Below are 18,137 nucleotides of genomic sequence, written 5' to 3'. Positions count from 1 at the left end.
GGGAATTCAGCGCCGTAGCACTGCGGGCCCGTGGACATCCACGGGCCCGTTGTGGCTTGTCGCGGTTCCCCGCGCCCCTTACCGGGCGCCGGCCTCGGCTCAGGGCACCACCCGGTACAGGACCTGGTCGGCAGGACCCGCCGTCACCTTCCGCAATCCGGGTCCGGCCACGTCCGCCGAGCCCACGACCCACCGCACCCCGTACTCCCGCAGGATCCCCCGCCGCTCCGCCGCCGACGTCCCCGCCGCGAAGAACCGGTCCACCGCGGCGGAGCGCCGCGCGGAATCCCGTAGGAACACGTCCGGATACCCCGGCGCCACCGTGTACCCCCCGTACGCCGGAATCTGCCGCGCCGGAACCGTCCGCGCCATCACCACGTCCCCGTACCGCACCCACGGCGTGATCCAGTGATAACCGACCCACGGTGTCTGGTACTTGTCCGCGAGAACCGACGGCAGCGCGGACCTCCCCGTCGCATACCCGATCGTCCCCGCCTGCCCCCAGAACCCCACCGTCAGCGCGAGCCCGAGCACACACGCCCACCCGGCCCGCACCGCCCGCCGCCCCGCGGACACCGCCTCCAGCGCGGCCGCGAGCTGCGCCGGGATCAGCGCGGCGGGCAGCGCGCGGCCCCAGGAGTAGTGCCCGCTCAGCCCGCCGGCCGCGACGACCAGCGCGCCGAGGACGAAGAACAGCACCAGCGCGTCCCACCGGTCCCGCCGCAGCCGCAGCACCAGCGCCGCCACCCCCAGCAGCACCAGCCCGAACCGCGCGAACAGATGCTGGTAGAGCGACTTGTGGATGGCCTCCAGATCGGCCCCGGCGGAGAACAGCGAGAAGAAGTCGTAGTACGGCCACACCCACAGCAGCACCGCCCCGAGCACCAGCCCGGCCCCGAGCCGGAGCCACACCTGACGGCCCGGGCGGGCGGAGACGACCATGGCCAGCGCCCCGAGCGTGGCGACGACGCCGGTGAACTGGTGGCAGAGCAGGATCAGCGCCCACAGCAGCCCGAGGGCCAGCCACCGTCCCCAGGACGCCTCCGCGCGCAGCGCCCGGGTGAGCCAGGCCCAGAAGTGGAAGCTCAGCCCGAGCGCGAACACGCTCGGGTAGGAGATGGTCAGGGCGAGCGAGTGCAGCCCGATGAACCCGCTCCAGTTGAGGACGGCCGTCCCCCACAGCAGCACCAGGCTCAGCAGCGCGAGCGCCGGCGCCGCGCGGTGCGCGGTGAGCGTGCGGACGTACCGCCACACCCCGGTGACCAGCAGCGTCAGCCCGGCCAGCGCCCCGATGCGCAGCACCACGAACACCGACAGGCCGCTCACCTTGGCGAGCGCGCCCAGCAGCAGCATCCACGGCGAGTAGTAAGGACTCGGTGTGTCCGCGTCGACCAGCGGATTGCCGGGATGCACCAGGCTGTGGGCGAGCCGCTGGATCGTCGCCGCGTGCATGCCGAGGTCGCCGATCCACGGCAGGCGGACGATCACCGCCAGCAGCAGCGCCACCACCAGCACCGCGGCCACCTGCGGCACCGCGCGGGCCACCCGCGCGCCGCCGCCCGCGGACTCCGGGCTGCTCAGCTGTTCTTCGAGGTCGGACTGTGCTGCATGCATTCTGCTGGAACACCCAATCGCGGAAGCCCAGGTAATTACAGCGCAGACCCTATCCGAAACGCACCGATAAGCAGGAAACGGTAAATCCGCCTATCCCGTTTGTACAAAGGACGGCAAGAAAAGGAACGCCCCGGACCGATTCTCCATCGGCCCGGGGCGTTCCGTCCGCCCGTGCGGTATCGCTACGAGTGCGTGCGCAGCAGCGTCCGCATCGTCCGCATCGCCACCGACAGGTTGGCGAGGTCGAAGGAGTCCGAACCGCGGATCTCCTCCAGGGTGGTGCGCGCCCGGCCCAGGATCGGGGCGTTCTTCTGCTCCCAGTCCGCGAAGCGCTGCTCCGGCGAGGAGGCGCCGTCGCCCGCCGCGAGCACGTCCGCGGTGAGCGCCGCGTGCGCCGCGTAGAGGTCCTCGCGGATGGAGGCGCGGGCCATGGACTGCCAGCGGTCGTTGCGCGGCAGCTCGATGATGCGGTCCATCAGCTGGGTGATGCCGAGGCGGTCGGCGAGGTCGTAGTAGACCTCGGCGACGTCCAGCGGCTCCTTGCCCATGCGGTCGGCCACCGAGACGATGTCGAGCGCCGGGAAGGCGGAGGAGAACCCGGCCACCCGGGTGGCGAGTTCGTCCGGGACACCGGCCGCGGACAGCTCGTCGTACACGTGCTGGTACCACTCCAGGTCCGCGCCGCGCACCAGCTTGGGCAGCTGCTGCCAGACCTGCTCGACGCGCTCGGCGAAGAACTCCACCGTCTCGGCGAGCTGGAGCGGCTGCGGCCGGTTGTTGAGCAGCCAGCGGGTGCCGCGCTCGACCAGGCGGCGCGAGTGCAGCCGGATGCGGGTCTGCACGGCCGCCTCGACCTGGTTGTCCAGGGCCTCCACCGCGTCCCACACCGGGGCCGAGCAGAAGATCGCGCGGGCCGCGGTCTGGGCGCGGACGATCTCCTCCAGGGAGGCGCCGGTCTCCTCGCGCAGCCGGTGCAGATACGTCGTACCGCCCGTGTTGACCGTGTCGTTGACCAGCACCGTGGTGGTGATCTCGCGGCGCAGCGGGTGGTTGTCGACGGCCTCCGCGAACCGCTCGCGCAGGTCGCTCGGGAAGTACGCGTGCAGCAGACCGCGCAGGTACGGGTCGTCGGGCAGCGAGGTGGCCAGCAGCTCCTCGGCGACCGTGATCTTGGTGTACGCCATGACGACGGCCGTCTCCGGGCCGGTCAGGCCCTGGCCCTGGCCCAGGCGCTCGCGGATCTGGCGGTCGGTCGGCAGGAACTCCAGCGCCCGGTCCAGGTGGCCCTCGCGCACCAGGTGGCGCAGGAAGCGCTGCTGGGCGTGGAGCATGTCCTTGGCCTGGAACAGCGCGTTGGCGAGCGCGGTGTTCTGCGCGTAGTTGTTGCGCAGCACCAGCGCGCCGACCTCGTCGGTCATCCCGGCGAGCAGCTTGTTGCGCTGCTTGACGGTCATGTCGCCGTCCGCGACCAGGCCGTTCAGCAGGATCTTGATGTTCACCTCGTGGTCGGAGGTGTCCACGCCGGCGCTGTTGTCGATCGCGTCGGTGTTGATCTTGCCGCCCTGGTGGGCGAACTCGATGCGGCCGAGCTGGGTCAGGCCCAGGTTGCCGCCCTCGCCGACGACCTTGACGCGCAGGTCGGCGCCGTCGACGCGGATGGCGTCGTTGGCCTTGTCGCCGACGTCCGCGTTCGACTCGGCGGACGACTTCACGTAGGTGCCGATGCCGCCGTTCCACAGCAGGTCGACCGGCGCTTCGAGGATGGTCTTCATCAGGTCGGCCGGGGTCATCTTGGCGATCTTGGCCTCGATGCCCAGGGCCTCGCGGATGTGCGCGTTGAGCTGGATCGACTTGGCGCTGCGCGGGAAGATCCCGCCGCCCGCCGAGAGCAGCTCGGTGTTGTAGTCGGCCCAGCTGGAGCGGGGCAGCTCGAACAGGCGGCGGCGCTCGGCGTAACCGGTCGCCGCGTCCGGGTTCGGGTCGATGAAGATGTGCCGGTGGTCGAAGGCGGCGACCAGGCGGATGTGCTCGGACAGCAGCATGCCGTTGCCGAACACGTCACCGGACATGTCGCCGATGCCGACGACCGTGAAGTCCTCGGACTGGGTGTCCACGCCCAGCTCGCGGAAGTGCCGCTTGACGGACTCCCACGCGCCACGCGCGGTGATGCCCATGCCCTTGTGGTCGTAGCCCGCCGAACCACCGGAGGCGAAGGCGTCGCCGAGCCAGAAGTTGTACTTCTCGGCGACCCCGTTGGCGATGTCGGAGAAGGTGGCGGTGCCCTTGTCGGCCGCGACGACCAGGTAGGTGTCGTCGCCGTCGTGCCGCACCACGTCCTTGGGCGGGACGACCTCGCCGCCGACCATGTTGTCGGTGATGTCCAGCAGCGCCGAGATGAACGTCTTGTAGCTGGCGACGCCCTCCGCGAGCCACGCGTCCCGGTCCTGCGCCGGGTCCGGCAGCTGCTTGGCGACGAAGCCGCCCTTGGCGCCGACCGGCACGATGACGGTGTTCTTGACCATCTGCGCCTTGACCAGGCCGAGGATCTCGGTACGGAAGTCCTCACGCCGGTCGGACCAGCGCAGACCACCGCGCGCGACCTTGCCGAAGCGCAGGTGCACGCCCTCGACCCGCGGCGAGTACACCCAGATCTCGAACGCCGGGCGCGGCGCGGGCAGGTCCGGGATGGCCTGCGGGTCGAACTTCATCGACACGTAGTCGTGGGGGTGGCCGTCGGCGCGCCGCTGGAAGAAGTTGGTGCGCAGGGTCGCCTTGATGACGGTCAGGAAGGAGCGCAGGATGCGGTCCTCGTCCAGGCTCGCCACCTGGTCCAGGGCCGCGTCCAGCTCCTCCAGCAGCGCGTCCGTCAGCTCCAGCCCGGCCTGCTGCCGCTCCGGCGACATGCGCGCCTCGAACAGGGAGACGAGCAGCCGGGTGGTGTGGACGTTGTTGCGGAGGGTGTCCTCCATGTAGTCCTGCGAGAAGGTCGAACCGGCCTGGCGCAGGTACTTGGCGTAGGCGCGCAGCACCATCGCCTCGCGCCAGTTCAGGCCGGCGCTGAGCACGAGGGCGTTGAAGCCGTCGTTCTCCGCGTGACCGGTCCAGGTCGCGGCGAACGCCTCCTGGAAGCGCTCGCGGCCGTCGTCGCCCAGGTAGTCGCCGTTGCCGGCGCCGGGCGACTTCGGCAGCCGCAGCCCGAAGTCGTAGATCCAGCCGGTGGAGCGGTCCGAGCAGCGCAGCTCGTACGGCCGCTCGTCCACGACCTCGACGCCGATGCGCTGGAGGACCGGCAGCACGGCGGACAGGGAGACCGAGGCGCCCTTGCGGTAGATCTTGAAGCGGCGCTCGTCGGGGGCGGCGCCGACCGGCTCGTACAGGCTCAGCGCGAAGTCGTTGCCCGGCTCCTCGGTCAGCCGCTCCAGGTGCACGAGGTCGGCCACGGCCGCGCGCGGGGTGTGGTCGGCCTTGTAGCCCTCGGGGAAGGCGTTGGCGTAGCGGCGCAGCAGCTCGGCGGCGCGCTCCTCGCCCAGCTCGGCGTTGAGCGCCTCGGTGAACCCGTCCGTCCAGGAGCGGGCGGCCTCGACCAGGCGGGCCTCGATGCGGTCCTTGTCGGCGTCCGACAGCTCGGGCAGCTCGGTGCCCTGCGGGACGCGGACGACGAAGTGCAGCCGGGACAGGATCGACTCGGTGTTCCAGGCGGTGAAGTCGACGCTGGTGCCGCCGAGCTCCTCCTTCAGGATGTCGATGATCCGCAGGCGCACGCCGGTGGTGTAGCGGTCGCGCGGCAGGTAGACGAGGGCCGAGTAGTAGCGGCCGTACTCGTCCTGGCGCAGGTACAGGCGCAGCCGGCGGCGCTCCTGGAGGTAGAGCACGCTGGTGACGATGGACTGGAGCTCGGCGGCGGGCGTCTGGAACAGCTCGTCGCGCGGGTAGGTCTCCAGGATCTGGAGCAGGTCGCGGCCGTCGTGGCTGTTGGGCGAGAACCCGGCGCGGTCGAGGACCTCGGCGACCTTGCGGCGGATGACCGGGACGCGGCGCACCGACTCGGTGTACGCGGCCGAGGAGAACAGGCCGAGGAAGCGGCGCTCCCCGACGACATTGCCGTCCTTGTCGAACTTCTTGACGCCGATGTAGTCCAGGTACGACGGCCGGTGCACGGTGGCCCGGCTGTTCGCCTTGGTCAGCACCAGCAGCTTGTGCTCGCGGGCCTTGGCGCGGGCGTCGGCCGGCAGCCGCTCGAAGGAGGGGCTGACCGGGTGCTGGTCGTCCTCGGCGTGCTGCGGGTCGGAGCGCAGGATGCCGAGGCCGGTGCCGGGCACGGCGGCCAGGGTGTCGTCGCCGCGCAGTTCGTACTCGCGGAAGCCGAGGAAGGTGAAGTGGTCGGTGGCGAGCCAGCGCAGCAGCTCGCGGGCCTCCTCCACCTCGGCCTTCGGCAGGTCGGCCGGGACCGGCTCGCTCTCCAGCTCGCCGGCGACCCGCGCCGCCGCCTCCCGCATCTTGTCCCAGTCCTCGACGGCCTCGCGGACGTCGGAGAGGACGCGCAGCAGGTCGGAGGTGATCTGCTTGAGGTCGGCGCGGTCGGTCTCGCGGTCGATCTCGACGTGGATCCACGACTCGATGTGCGCGTCGTGCGGCAGGTCGGCGGGATCGACGGAGGTGGCCGGGGTCGGCAGGATCTCCTGCAGCTTGCCGGTGAGGTCGCGGCGGACCACGAACTGGGGGTGGATCACGACATGGATGCCGCGCCCGCCCCGGGTCAGCTCGTTGGTGACGGAGTCGACCAGGAACGGCATGTCGTCGGTCACGACCTCGACGACGGTGTGGCTGCACGTCCAGCCGTTCTCCTCGACCGTCGGGGTGTGCACCCGGACGTTCGCGGTGCCCTGGGGGCGGTTCTCGGCGAGACGGTAGTGCGAGACCGCGGCGCCGAAGGCGTCCACCGGGTCGCGGTCGGCGAGGTCTTCCGGTGCGGTGTGCAGGTAGTAGCGCTGGAGGAACGCGAGGGTTGACTCACTGTCCGGGGTGTCCGGGGAGCCCTCGCCCGTCGACCCGGTCGGTAGGTTCCCCCCGACCGGGCTGTTCTCAGCTACCCGAGCGGCCCGTTCGAGCATCTCGGCCTTGGCTTCGTCCAGCTTGGTCTGCATTGTCCTCTGGCTCCTGTCGCGCGCCGTTGCGTGACGTAGAAGGAAGTACTGGCTCTTCCCCTGCGGCTCGACGCCACGGCCCGGAGTTTCCGGTCCGTTCCGACGCTATGCCGACAGGTGAGATGAGCGGGGGGTATTCGGCCATTTCCGACACGACCACAGGGTGTGACGCTGCTCTCGGCACCGTCGTGTTCCGAGCCGGTTCCGGCGTCCTGGGGGCGGCGGCGCCCCCGTCCCGCCCGCGAGGACCAGCGAGCGCCGCCCGGTCACGGAGGTCCTCCGTGCAACCCGGGCGCAGGGCGGGAGCCTGATCGCTCCCGCGAGCTATCGCGCTGATCACGCCACCAGGCTATCGCCCCTGACCCCGGAACCGTCATGAGCCGTATGTGTACAAAACAGGGGGTCAAAGTTTGACGTTCTGCACAGCACCGGGGACCGCCCGGGTGGCGTAACCGGATTCGGCCAGGTGAGAGGCGGGGTGGGGTAGCGGCCCCGCGTCTTCCGCCGCACCCTGAGAGCTATGGCCCAGGGGGACCGGCCGAGGAGTCCGGCCCCGTCCGTCCGTCCCGGAGGAGCGCCGACATGCCCGCGAAGATCCTCATCGTCACCGGCGACGCCGCGGAGTCCCTGGAGGTCATGTACCCCTACCAGCGCCTGCGCGAGGAGGGCTACGACGTCGACATCGCGGCCCCCGCCTGCAAGACGCTCCGCTTCGTCGTGCACGACTTCGAGCCCGGCTACGACACGTACACCGAGAAGCCCGGGTACACCTGGCCGGCCGACCTCGCCTTCGCCGAGGTGGACCCCGGCGCGTACGCCGCCCTCGTGATCCCCGGCGGCCGGGCCCCGGAGTATCTGCGCAACGACCCCGAGCTGCGCAAGATCCTCAAGGCCTTCTTCGACGCGGACAAGCCGGTCGCCCAGATCTGCCACGGCCCGCTGCTGACCGCCGCGATCGACACCCTGCGCGGTCGCCGTGTCACGGCCTACCCGGCGCTGGAACCCGACATGCAGGCCGCCGGCGCGAGCTTCCAGGACACGGAGACGGTGACGGACGGCACGCTGGTCTCCGCGAGGGCCTGGCCGGATCACCCGTCCTGGATGCGGGAGTTCATCAAGGTGCTGCGGGCGAAGGCGCCGGTGAACTGAGATCCGCTTGGCTGGGGGCAGGCCGACTTCCGGGCGTCTTTCGGTTCCGGTTCCGGTCGTCTTCCGGTTCCGGTCGTCGTCCGGTTCCGGTCGTCTTCCGGCTCCGGGCGTCGTCCGGTTCGGGTCGTCGTTCAGTCCCGGTTCCGGTCGTCCTCCGGCCGCGGCTCCGTCGTGGTCGCTCGCGCGGTTCCCCGCGCCCCTTCGGGCGCTTCGGGCGCGGGTCCGGTCACACGGCTATTCGCTGCGCGACCTCCACCGCCTCCGCCAGCGTGTCCACCACCGGGACGCCGGCCTCCTCCAGGCTGGCCCTGCCGTGCGACCCCCCGGTGTACAGCACCGCCCCGGCCCCCACATGCCGCGCCGCGACCGCGTCGTCCGCCGCGTCCCCGATCACCACCGTCCGGCCCGGATCCACCGCGCCGGTGAGCAGCGACAGGTGCCGCACCATGTGCTCCGCCTTGCTCCCCCCGGACGGCCCCGTCCGCCCGTCGACGCGCACGAAGTGCTCCTCGATCCCGAACCCCCGAACGAGCGGCACCAGTTCCTCGTGTCCGTACATGCTCAGCAGCGACTGGCTGTGCCCCGCCGTCCGCCACCCGCGGAGCAGCTCCGCCGCCCCGGCGGTCAGCGCGCACCGCGCCCGCCGCTCGGTGTACCGCTGATGGAATATCCCGTCCATCAGCTCCCACTCGGCCTCGCTCGGCAGCCGCCCCATCAGCCGCTCGTAGAACTTCGGCACCGGCACGCAGTACAGCGCGCGGTACTGCTCCAGCGTGATCGGCGCCAGACCCAGCTCCGCGAAGGCGGCGTTGGTCGCCTCGATGATCGCCTCGTTGTCATGGAACAGCGTGCCGTTCCAGTCCCAGACGATGTGCGCGCGTGCGTGCTTCCCCATGCCCAAGACCGTACCCGCCCCCACTGACAATCCCCTCGGGGCGGCACATCCTGCCTGGTCAGGGCCGCCCGAGGAGGTTGGGGATCTCCTGCGTGGCGAACCACAGCAGCTCGTGGTCCTCGGCGTCGTCCACGGCGGACCGCGCGTCCTCGTCGCCGCCGTCCGCCGCCGCCAGCGCCCGCGCCGCCGCGGTCACGTCCGGCTCGGCGTCATCGGCGTCGGCGTGGACCGCAGCCGCCTTCGCCAGCGGCACCGTGACCTTCACGGTCACCTCGCCCGGCTCGGCCCCGCTGTCGGGCGCGGCCACGACCGCGCCGTCGGCCACGTCCACGGCCACCACGATCCGGCGCCGCGGCGCGTCCGCGGCGGCCGCGAGCAGGCGCAGGGAGGCCAGCGCGGCCCGGCCGAGCGCGGCGTACTCCAGTTCCTCGACGTCGTCGGAGCGGTACCAGGCGCGCAGGGCGGGCGTGACGGCGTACGCGGCGAAGGGGCCGGCCCCCAGCTCACCCGTCCTGTGCGCCTCGGCGAGACCGGGGAGGGTCAGGGGGACGTAGACGCGCATGCTTGCCGCTCTTTCCTGGTCGTTCCGGGGGCTTCAGGATACGTGCGGCTGTCCCCTTTCGAGTCCCTGCCCACACCCCGTAAATGTCAGCCCCGCACGCCGTACTTCACCCGGTGCACCCGCATGAACTCGGGGCTCAGCCCTCTGTCCATCCCCCCGGAGGGTGAACCCACCAGCGCCCTCGCCACCAGGGCCCACCTCCTTGCCGCGCGCTCCCCGGCCCCGTACAAGATCCCCACCACCTAGTTACCGCCCGGTATCCCCCGGGCCGTCGAACGGGGACCCCCATGAACAAGGTCATGAGCCGCACCCCTCACCCGCGCCCCCGGCACCGCCCGCCGACCCGCCACGACACCCGACGCCCGGCCCCGGGCCCGCGCCGGGCGTCCGCCGACAGCCGTACGGCCTCCCGCGCGGCACGCCCCCAGCCGCCCCGTACGGCCCCTCAGACGCCCGCCCGGCCCACGCGCCCCACCGACCTCTTCGCGGACCGTCTGCTGGCCGTCCTGAGCGGTCAGCGCCCGGTCCACTGGATGCTCCGCCACACCGCGGGCCGCGCCTACGACGACCTGGCCCGTCTCGCGGCCGACGGCCCCCTGCGCACGCGGGGCACCCGCCCGGCCGTCCGCGACATCGGCTATTACGTCGCCGGCGAGGGCGCGCTGGAGGTCTTCGCCCGCATCTCCGCGGGCACCCAGCTCCGCGCCCTGGCCTTCCGCCTCGAACTGGGCGCGGACCTGCGCTGGCGCTGCACAGCCGTGGAAACGGGGCCGCGCCCCATGCCGTAGCCGAGGGGCGCTCCTGCGCTCTGCCGGGTGCGGCCGCAGCGTGGCCGCCCGCGCGGTTCCCCGCGCCCCTCCACGAGCGACCGGCAGCACGAAGGGGGCCGGGCTCCAAAGGAACCCGGCCCCCTTCACGGAGTGCGCGTCACTTCTTGCGACGCCGCCCGCCCTTCGCCTGCTTACGGCGCTCCGCCCGCGTCAACCCGTCCGACTCGGACCGCACCGGCCCGTCGTCCTCCAGGTCGCGCTCGACGATGCCGCCCTCGCCGTCCACCGTCGGCGCGGAGAAGTGCAGATCCCGGCGCTGCGGAACATCGAGCCCCTTGGCCCGGATCTCCGGACGCCCCGCACCCGCCTGCGCCGGCACCGCGTCCTCGACACCCTCGCCGACGTGCTCGGCCTCCTCGACCGGCACCTCCTCGACCTGCTGCTCGACCTGGACCTCCAGGTTGAACAGGTAGCCGACGGACTCCTCCTTGATGCCCTCCATCATCGCGGTGAACATGTCGAAGCCCTCGCGCTGGTACTCGACCAGCGGGTCCTTCTGCGCCATCGCGCGCAGGCCGATGCCCTCCTGGAGGTAGTCCATCTCGTAGAGGTGCTCACGCCACTTGCGGTCCAGGACCGACAGCACGACCCGCCGCTCCAGCTCACGCATGATCTCGGAGCCGAGCTGACCCTCGCGGGCCTCGTACTGCTCGTGGATGTCCTCCTTGATGGACTCCGAGATGAACTCGGCGGTCAGACCGGCACGGTCGCCGGCCGCCTCCTCCAGCTCCTCGACGGTGACCTTCACCGGGTAGAGCTGCTTGAAGGCGCCCCACAGCCGCTCCAGGTCCCAGTCCTCCGGGAAGCCCTCGGCGGTCTCCGCGGCGACGTACGCGTCGATCGTGTCGTCCATGAAGTGCTGGACCTGCTCGTGCAGGTCCTCGCCCTCCAGCACGCGGCGGCGCTCGCCGTAGATGACCTCGCGCTGCCGGTTGAGCACCTCGTCGTACTTCAGGACGTTCTTACGCGTCTCGAAGTTCTGCTGCTCGACCTGCGACTGCGCGGAGGCGATCGCGCGGGTGACCATCTTGTTCTCGATCGGCACGTCGTCCGGCACGTTCGCCATGGACATCACGCGCTCGACCATCTGGGCCTTGAACAGGCGCATCAGGTCGTCGCCGAGGGAGAGGTAGAAGCGGGACTCGCCGGGGTCGCCCTGACGGCCGGAACGACCGCGCAGCTGGTTGTCGATGCGCCGCGACTCGTGCCGCTCGGTGCCCAGCACGTAGAGGCCGCCGAGCTCCTCGACCTCGTCCTTCTCCGCCTTGACGGCCTGCTCGGCCTTCTCCAGGGCGGCGGGCAGCGCCGCGGCCCACTCCTCGATGTGCTCCTCGGGGTCGAGGCCGCGCTGGCGCAGCTCCGCCTCGGCGAGGTCCTCGGGGTTGCCGCCGAGCTTGATGTCCGTACCGCGGCCGGCCATGTTGGTGGCGACCGTCACGGCGCCCTTGCGGCCGGCCTGGGCGACGATCGACGCCTCACGCTCGTGGTGCTTGGCGTTCAGCACCTCGTGCTGGATGCCGCGCTTGCTGAGCTGCTGCGAGAGGTACTCGGACTTCTCGACCGAGGTGGTGCCGACGAGGATCGGCTGGCCCTTCTCGTGCTTCTCGGCGATGTCGTCGACGACCGCCTCGAACTTGGCCACCTCGGTGCGGTAGATCAGGTCCGACTGGTCCTTGCGCACCATCGGCCGGTTGGTCGGGATGGGGACCACGCCGAGCTTGTAGATCTGGTGGAACTCGGCGGCCTCGGTCATCGCCGTACCGGTCATGCCGGAGAGCTTGTTGTAGAGGCGGAAGAAGTTCTGGAGGGTGATGGTGGCCAGGGTCTGGTTCTCGTCCTTGATGTCCACCCCTTCCTTCGCCTCGATCGCCTGGTGCATGCCCTCGTTGTAGCGGCGGCCGGCGAGGATACGGCCGGTGTGCTCGTCGACGATCATGACCTCGCCGTCGATGACGACGTAGTCCTTGTCCTTCTTGAACAGTTCCTTCGCCTTGATGGCGTTGTTCAGGTAGCCGACGAGCGGGGTGTTCACCGACTCGTAGAGGTTGTCGATGCCCAGCCAGTCCTCGACCTTGCTGACCCCGGACTCGTGGATGGCGACCGTGCGCTTCTTCTCGTCCACGTCGTAGTCGCCGGTTTCCTCGACGCCCTTGAGCGGGTTTCCGGCCTCGCCCTTCTTCAGGCGCAGGACGAGCTTGGCGAAGTCGCCGTACCACTTGGTGGCCTGGTCGGCCGGGCCGGAGATGATCAGCGGCGTACGGGCCTCGTCCACGAGGATGGAGTCGACCTCGTCCACGATGGCGAAGTTGTGGCCGCGCTGCACCAGTTCGTCCTGCGACCACGCCATGTTGTCGCGCAGGTAGTCGAAACCGAACTCGTTGTTGGTGCCGTAGGTGATGTCGCAGCCGTACTGCTCGCGGCGCTGGGCCGGCGTCATGTTGGCGAGGATGACGCCGACGTCGAGGCCCAGGAACTTGTGGACGCGGCCCATCATCTCGGAGTCGCGCTCGGCCAGGTAGTCGTTGACCGTGACGATGTGGACGCCGTCGCCGGACAGCGCGTTCAGATAGGCGGGCAGGGTGCCGACGAGGGTCTTGCCCTCGCCGGTCTTCATCTCGGCCACATAGCCGAGGTGGAGCGCGGCGCCGCCCATCAGCTGGACGTCGTAGTGACGCTGGCCGAGGACGCGCTTGGCGGCCTCGCGGACGGTGGCGAACGCCTCGGGGAGCAGGTCGTCCAGGCTCTCACCATCGGCATACCGCTGCTTGTACTCCTCGGTGAGGGCCCGCAGCTCGGCGTCGGAGAGGTCGACGAAGTCCTCTTCGATGGAGTTGACCTGGTCCGCGATGCGGTGCAGCTTGCGCAGGATCTTGCCTTCGCCTGCACGCATGATCTTCGAGAGGACGGACACGGGGGCTGGTCTCCTTGCCGGTCGGGCCTGGGACGGTCGGTTGTTCCATGACGTACTGAGCAACGGCCATCGTATGCGAGGACCCCGCCGCGCCGGGAGTGCCTGGTGTCCCGGCCGCTGCTTCACAGGGACAACGGACGGGATACGCGGATAGTGCCGCATCGGCGCAGGGATTTGTGCGAAATGTGATCGCGCGCTCACGGAACGCGGAAATCGATGGCCCCCGCGGGACGGTACGAGCAGAATCGCCCGATGGAACCCGTCACGCTCACCACCGGCCGGCTTCGGCTGCGCGCCGTCGGACCGGCCGACACCGAGGCCGTGTACGAGGCCGCCCAGGACCCCGACATCCAGCGCTGGACCACGATCCCCTCCCCGTACCTGCCCGAACACGCGCGCGGCTTCACGGAGGAGATGGTCCCGGACGGCTGGGCGCACGGCGGGATGTTCACCTGGGGGATCTTCCTCGCCGGCGGGGAGCTGGCCGGCATGCTCAGCCTGACCATGCGCGCCCCCGCGGCCGCGGAGGTCGGCTTCTGGGCCGCCGAGGAGCACCGCGGGCTCGGCTATGTCACGGAGGGCGTGCTCGCCGCCTGCCGCTGGATCTTCACCGACCTGGGCGTCGACCGGGTCGAATGGCGCGCCGAGGTCGGCAACCACGGCTCGCGCGGGGTCGCCGAGCGCGCGGGTTTCACCCTGGAGGGCACCCTGCGTTCCGCCGTCAACAACAAGGGGGTGCGCCGGGACTGCTGGATCGCCTCCCTGCTCCCCTCGGACCTCGGTCTGCCGTCCACCGCCCCCTATCTGCCCGGGCCGGCCCGGTAGACCGCGGCTCAGGACGGGTTGTCAGTGGCGCCCACTATCGTCCGGGGCATGACGACCCTGCCGCGCCCGACCACCACGCTCACCGCGGACGACGCCCGCCGTATCGCCCTGCGGGCCCAGGGCCTGCTCGGCGCGCCCGACCGGCGGGCCGGGGTGCGCGGGGTGCTGCGCCACCTCGGCGCGGTCCAGCTCGACACGATCTCGGTCCTGGCCCGCTCGCACGAACTGGTGCCGTACGCCCGCCTCGGCGCCGTCGGCCGCACCGCGGTGGAGGACGCCTACTGGAAGGACGCGCACGCCTTCGAGTACTGGTCGCACGCCGCCTGCCTGCTGCCCGTCGAGGAGTGGCCGCACTTCGCCTTCCGTCGCCGCGCCTACCGCAACCGCCCGCACTGGAACCACGAACTCCCCGACGGGGTCTACGAGCAGGTCGTCAAGCAGCTGCGCACCGAGGGCCCGCTGACCGCGACCGAACTGGGCGGCGCGAAGCGCACCAGCGACTGGTGGGACTGGTCCGGCACCAAGGTCGCGGTCGAGCGGGCGCTGATGTACGGCGAGGTGGTGTGCGTCGAACGCCGCGGCTGGAAGCGGGTGTACGACCTCGCCGAGCGCGCCGTCCCCGCCGCGCTGCTGCACGACGAGCTGGACGACACCGAGTGCCTGCGCCGCCTGGTCCGGCTGGCCGGCGAGTCCCTGGGGGTGGGCACTCGTTCGGACATCGCCGACTACCACCGGCTGAAGGGCGAGCAGGTGGACGCGGTGCTCGCGGACTCGGGTCTGGTGCCGGTCGAGGTGGCGGGCTGGGGCAGGCCGGCCTGGGCGGATCCGGCGGCCCTGGCGACCTTGCCGCGCGGCCGCCACCGCACCACCCTGCTCTCGCCCTTCGACTCGCTGGTCTGGGAACGGGCGCGCACGGAACGGATCTTCGGCTTCACCCACCGCCTGGAGGCGTACACCCCCAAGCCCAAGCGGGTGTACGGCTACTTCGCCATGCCGGTGCTCGCGGGCGGCCACCTCGTCGGGCGTGTCGACCCGGCCCGGGAGGGCCGCACCCTGGTGGCCCGGCAGGTCACCCTGGACGGCCCCAGGGCGGTCCCGGCGGTCGCCCAGGCCCTGCTGGAGGCCGCTGCCTGGGTGAACTGCACGAACGTCCGGGTGGAGCGCGTGGACGACCCCGCCCTGCGCGGCCCGCTCACCGCGGAACTCGCCCGCGCCCTCGGCTGAGGAGCGGCGCCCGCGGCTAGCGGATCTCCAGGATCTTCTCCCGCATCGCGTAGACCACGGCTTCCATCCGGGAGTGCAGCTGGAGCTTCTCCAGGATGTTGCGGACGTGGTTCTTCACGGTGTTCTCGGAGATGAACAACTCCTTGGCGATGTCCCGGTTGTTCATGCCCGTGGCGACGAGTTTGAGGACTTCCAGTTCACGGTCGGTCAGCCGGGGCGCGGGCACCAGCCGGCGCTCGTCGGTGCGCTGGATCATCGACTTGAACTCGGTGAGCAGTTTCGACGCCATGGACGGGCTGATCTGCGACTGTCCGTCGGCGACCGCGCGAATGGCGGTGGCCACCTCGTCGGTGGAGATCTCCTTGAGCAGATATCCGGTGGCGCCCGCCTTGATCGCGTCGTAGAGGTCGGCCTCCTCGTCGCTGATCGTCAACATGATGATCTTCGCGCTGGGGGCGACCTCCTTGATGGAGGTGCACGCCTCGATCCCCCCGCGCCGCGGCATCCGGACGTCCATCAGCACGATGTCCGGCAGCAGATCGGCGGCCTTGTCCACCGCCTCGGCGCCGTCGCCGGCCTCGCCGACGACCTGGATGTCCTCCTCGGCCGCGAGCACGATCTCCAGGCCGCGCCGGAAGAGCGCGTGGTCGTCCACCACCAGGACTCTGATCGGTTCATCGCGCGAAGAGCCCCCGTCGAGGCATCTGCCGAGTACACCGTCGTCGGTGTCGTCGGCCTCCTCGCTCCGCATCGGTCCGAAGGTGTCCGCCATCGTTCCTCCCCCTGAAGGCTGTGGCCTGTGTGGTCCCGTGCCATCGCCAACCCAAGGCAGCGGCCCACCGGTTGGGCCCTTGCGGCCATGATTTCATGCCGGAACGGCACCGAGGCGCCGTGCGCGGCGCGAAGTGGTCGCACACTGGTGCCCCGGGGGCGCACACGCGCTCCAGGGGCACCGGTCGGGCTTCGAACCCGGGCGGTCAGCCGCCCAGCGTGCCCCCTGCCGCTGGGGGCTGCGCCTCGGCGACCATCGGGTCGGTGTTGAGGTGGATCACGCCGTAGTCGTAGGCGTGGCGCCGGTAGACGACGCTCGGCTCCTTCGTCTCGGAGTCGACGAACAAGTAGAAGTCATGGCCGACCAGTTCCATCTCGTAGAGGGCCTGGTCCAGGCTCATCGGGGAGGCGACATGGGTCTTCTCGCGGACCACGAGCGGGCCCTCGCCCTTGATCTCCAGCGAGCCGATCTTCGTGGTCGGCACTCCGTCGGTCTCGTCCTCCCCCACCGGGACGCCGTTCCCGTCGAGCGTCGCCGCGCCCGGGACGTGGTCGGGGACCTCCGCCGCCGAGATCCGCCGTGCGCCACGGCGCGAGAACCGCTTGTCGTGCTGCTTGCGCAGTCGCGCGTCCAGCTTTTCCGCCGCCATGTCCAGCGCCGCGTACGGGTCGCTGGCCGCTGCCTCCGCCCGGATCACCGGGCCCCGGGAGCGGAGCGTGATCTCCACCCGGTCGCAGCGGTCGGCCTGTCGAGGGTTGGGCTCCTTGGACACCTCGACGTCGAGGCTGATCACCTTGCCATCGAGCTTCTGGATCTTCTCCAGCTTCAGCTTCTCGGCCACGTGCTTGCGGAACCGCTCGGGCACCTCGGTCTTGCGGCCTTTGACGACGATGTCCACGCAGAACTCCGTTCCCGGATCGCTCCGCTGCTTCGGCGGAGCATCTCCCTTTCACACCAGGTCCGGTGAGCACCGGACCTCGGACTCGGTGACGTCCACCTCCTCCTCCCCCAGGGCGAGATCTCCACCCCGCCGGCGCGGGTGTTTGCGGAAAACCCGCAGCACGGCATTCGGATATGAGAGGTGTGGCCTGCGCCTCTTTCCTCACAACCGAACATATCTCGCCCGGACGGATGTCGTCACCCTCTACTGCGGCGTACCTCCGTTCAGGTGAATTAACCCTCTCACCACCTGCAACGATGCAGGTCGGCGGTCAGTTCCTGTTTATCTCGAAAGAATCTACGGGCGCGGCGATCACCGCCGCGCGCAGCGGCGGGTCGAGGGCGTTCACCGGCGTCTTTTTCGCTGCACCATGCACCCACTTCCCGTTCTCCCGCTTCGCCTTCTGCGGCCCTCCGGTGCTTCGTTCCTCCCTTACTTCCCGAGTTGCGTTCTCGTACACAACTCTTCTCTCCCCGATTCGCAGGGCCCGTGCCGCCTCCGCGAGACTGGCGCCGGTGGTGACGAGGTCGTCGACCAGCACGACCCGGCCCCCGGCGAGCAGCCGGTCGCCGCCCGCCGCCACCTCCAGCGCGCCCGCCAGGTTCGCCAGGCGCCGCCGCGCGTCCAGGCCCGCCTGGTCCGCGACGGGTCTGCGCTGGCGCAGCACCGCCGCCACCCGGGCCGGTGTCCCGGTGCGCCGCAGCTCCCCGGCCGCCGCGAGCGCCATCCGCCGTACCGGGTCGTGTCCCCGCGCCCGCACGGCCCACCGCGCGGAGGGCACGGGCACGAGCACGACGGTCCCCGAAGTCCCGGCCCCGGCCGCCGCGTCGAGGCCCGCCCGTACGGCCCTGGCCAAGGCCGCGCCCAGCGCTCCCGTGAGCGTCAGCGCGCCCCGCTCCTTGTGCGCGAGAAGCAGCGCGCGCACCGCCTCCGCGTACGCCGCCGACGCGTACACCGCCGGAAGTCCCGGCGGCTCCGGCTGCGGCCGCACCCGCCGGGGCGCGCTCCCGGCCAGTGCGGTCCGGCAGCGCGCGCAGAGCGTCGTACGAGGTGCTCCGCAGCCCGCGCAGTCGGTCGGCAGCACCAGGTCGGTGAGGTCCCGCCACCACCCCCGCATGACCACCACTGTGCCAAGGCCGGAGCCGGCCCACCACCCCTGTGGACAACGGCCTGTGGACAACTCGCACAGGCCGTCGCCGGGGCCCTCGACCAGGCTCTTTCGTCCAGCCCGGTCGGTCCGGTCGGTCCGCTCGGTCCGGTCGGCCCGGTCG

12 protein-coding genes are annotated in these 18,137 nt (G+C 71.0%); 4 read left to right on the top strand and 8 right to left on the bottom strand.

Annotated features, from left to right (window positions below; translation table 11 throughout):
• Window positions 1-99 precede the first annotated feature (99 nt).
• A complete protein-coding gene (locus QHG49_RS21435; protein WP_301490787.1) occupies window positions 100-1,614 on the bottom strand; it encodes a hypothetical protein in 1,515 nt (504 codons plus the stop codon).
• A 182-nt stretch (window positions 1,615-1,796) separates the two neighbouring features.
• The gene (locus QHG49_RS21430; protein ID WP_159701883.1) at window positions 1,797-6,758 is read right to left on the bottom strand and encodes an NAD-glutamate dehydrogenase; all 4,962 of its coding nucleotides are present in this window, start codon (window positions 6,756-6,758) and stop codon (window positions 1,797-1,799) included.
• A gap of 582 nt (window positions 6,759-7,340) precedes the next feature.
• Here QHG49_RS21430 and QHG49_RS21425 point away from each other — a divergent pair.
• Window positions 7,341-7,907, top strand: coding sequence for a DJ-1/PfpI family protein (locus QHG49_RS21425; protein ID WP_301490786.1), 567 nt, complete (start codon window positions 7,341-7,343; stop codon window positions 7,905-7,907).
• Window positions 7,908-8,133: 226 nt separating this feature from the next.
• On the opposite strand, the gene QHG49_RS21420 is transcribed toward QHG49_RS21425, so the two are convergent.
• Window positions 8,134-8,802, bottom strand: coding sequence for an HAD family hydrolase (locus QHG49_RS21420; protein WP_145485221.1), 669 nt, complete (start codon window positions 8,800-8,802; stop codon window positions 8,134-8,136).
• 58 nt (window positions 8,803-8,860) lie between these two features.
• Window positions 8,861-9,364 (bottom strand): hypothetical protein, encoded by a 504-nt coding sequence (locus QHG49_RS21415; protein WP_159701889.1) that lies wholly within the window; start codon window positions 9,362-9,364, stop codon window positions 8,861-8,863.
• 287 nt (window positions 9,365-9,651) lie between these two features.
• On the opposite strand from QHG49_RS21415, the gene QHG49_RS21410 reads away from it, so the two are divergent.
• Window positions 9,652-10,152: an Rv3235 family protein gene (locus tag QHG49_RS21410; RefSeq protein WP_159701892.1), complete on the top strand. Its 501-nt coding sequence runs from the start codon at window positions 9,652-9,654 to the stop codon at window positions 10,150-10,152.
• Between the two features lie 139 nt (window positions 10,153-10,291).
• Here the strand turns inward: QHG49_RS21410 and secA are convergent, their stop codons facing one another.
• Window positions 10,292-13,105, bottom strand: a complete 2,814-nt coding sequence (gene secA, locus QHG49_RS21405; protein WP_145485218.1) for a preprotein translocase subunit SecA — start codon at window positions 13,103-13,105, stop codon at window positions 10,292-10,294.
• Between the two features lie 252 nt (window positions 13,106-13,357).
• Between secA and QHG49_RS21400 the strand changes: the two genes are divergently transcribed.
• Together QHG49_RS21400 and QHG49_RS21395 are read left to right on the top strand one after the other, a co-directional pair.
• Window positions 13,358-13,930 (top strand): GNAT family N-acetyltransferase, encoded by a 573-nt coding sequence (locus QHG49_RS21400; RefSeq protein WP_301490784.1) that lies wholly within the window; start codon window positions 13,358-13,360, stop codon window positions 13,928-13,930.
• A gap of 48 nt (window positions 13,931-13,978) precedes the next feature.
• Window positions 13,979-15,154, top strand: coding sequence for a winged helix-turn-helix domain-containing protein (locus tag QHG49_RS21395; RefSeq protein ID WP_301490782.1), 1,176 nt, complete (start codon window positions 13,979-13,981; stop codon window positions 15,152-15,154).
• Between the two features lie 16 nt (window positions 15,155-15,170).
• Here QHG49_RS21395 and QHG49_RS21390 read toward each other — a convergent pair whose 3' ends face one another.
• The 3 genes from QHG49_RS21390 to QHG49_RS21380 all read right to left on the bottom strand — a co-directional run bounded on the left by QHG49_RS21390 (window position 15,171) and on the right by QHG49_RS21380 (window position 17,983).
• A complete protein-coding gene (locus tag QHG49_RS21390; RefSeq protein WP_037661626.1) occupies window positions 15,171-15,926 on the bottom strand; it encodes a response regulator transcription factor in 756 nt (251 codons plus the stop codon).
• A gap of 205 nt (window positions 15,927-16,131) precedes the next feature.
• A complete protein-coding gene (gene hpf, locus QHG49_RS21385) occupies window positions 16,132-16,824 on the bottom strand; it encodes a ribosome hibernation-promoting factor, HPF/YfiA family (protein ID WP_145485215.1) in 693 nt (230 codons plus the stop codon).
• Window positions 16,825-17,137: 313 nt separating this feature from the next.
• The gene (locus tag QHG49_RS21380) at window positions 17,138-17,983 is read right to left on the bottom strand and encodes a ComF family protein (RefSeq protein WP_159701898.1); all 846 of its coding nucleotides are present in this window, start codon (window positions 17,981-17,983) and stop codon (window positions 17,138-17,140) included.
• Window positions 17,984-18,137: the final 154 nt, after the last annotated feature.

The sequence above is a fragment of the Streptomyces sp. WP-1 genome, assembly GCF_030450125.1.
GTDB lineage: Bacteria > Actinomycetota > Actinomycetes > Streptomycetales > Streptomycetaceae > Streptomyces > Streptomyces incarnatus.
This window is presented reverse-complemented; position numbering and strand designations above follow the sequence as displayed.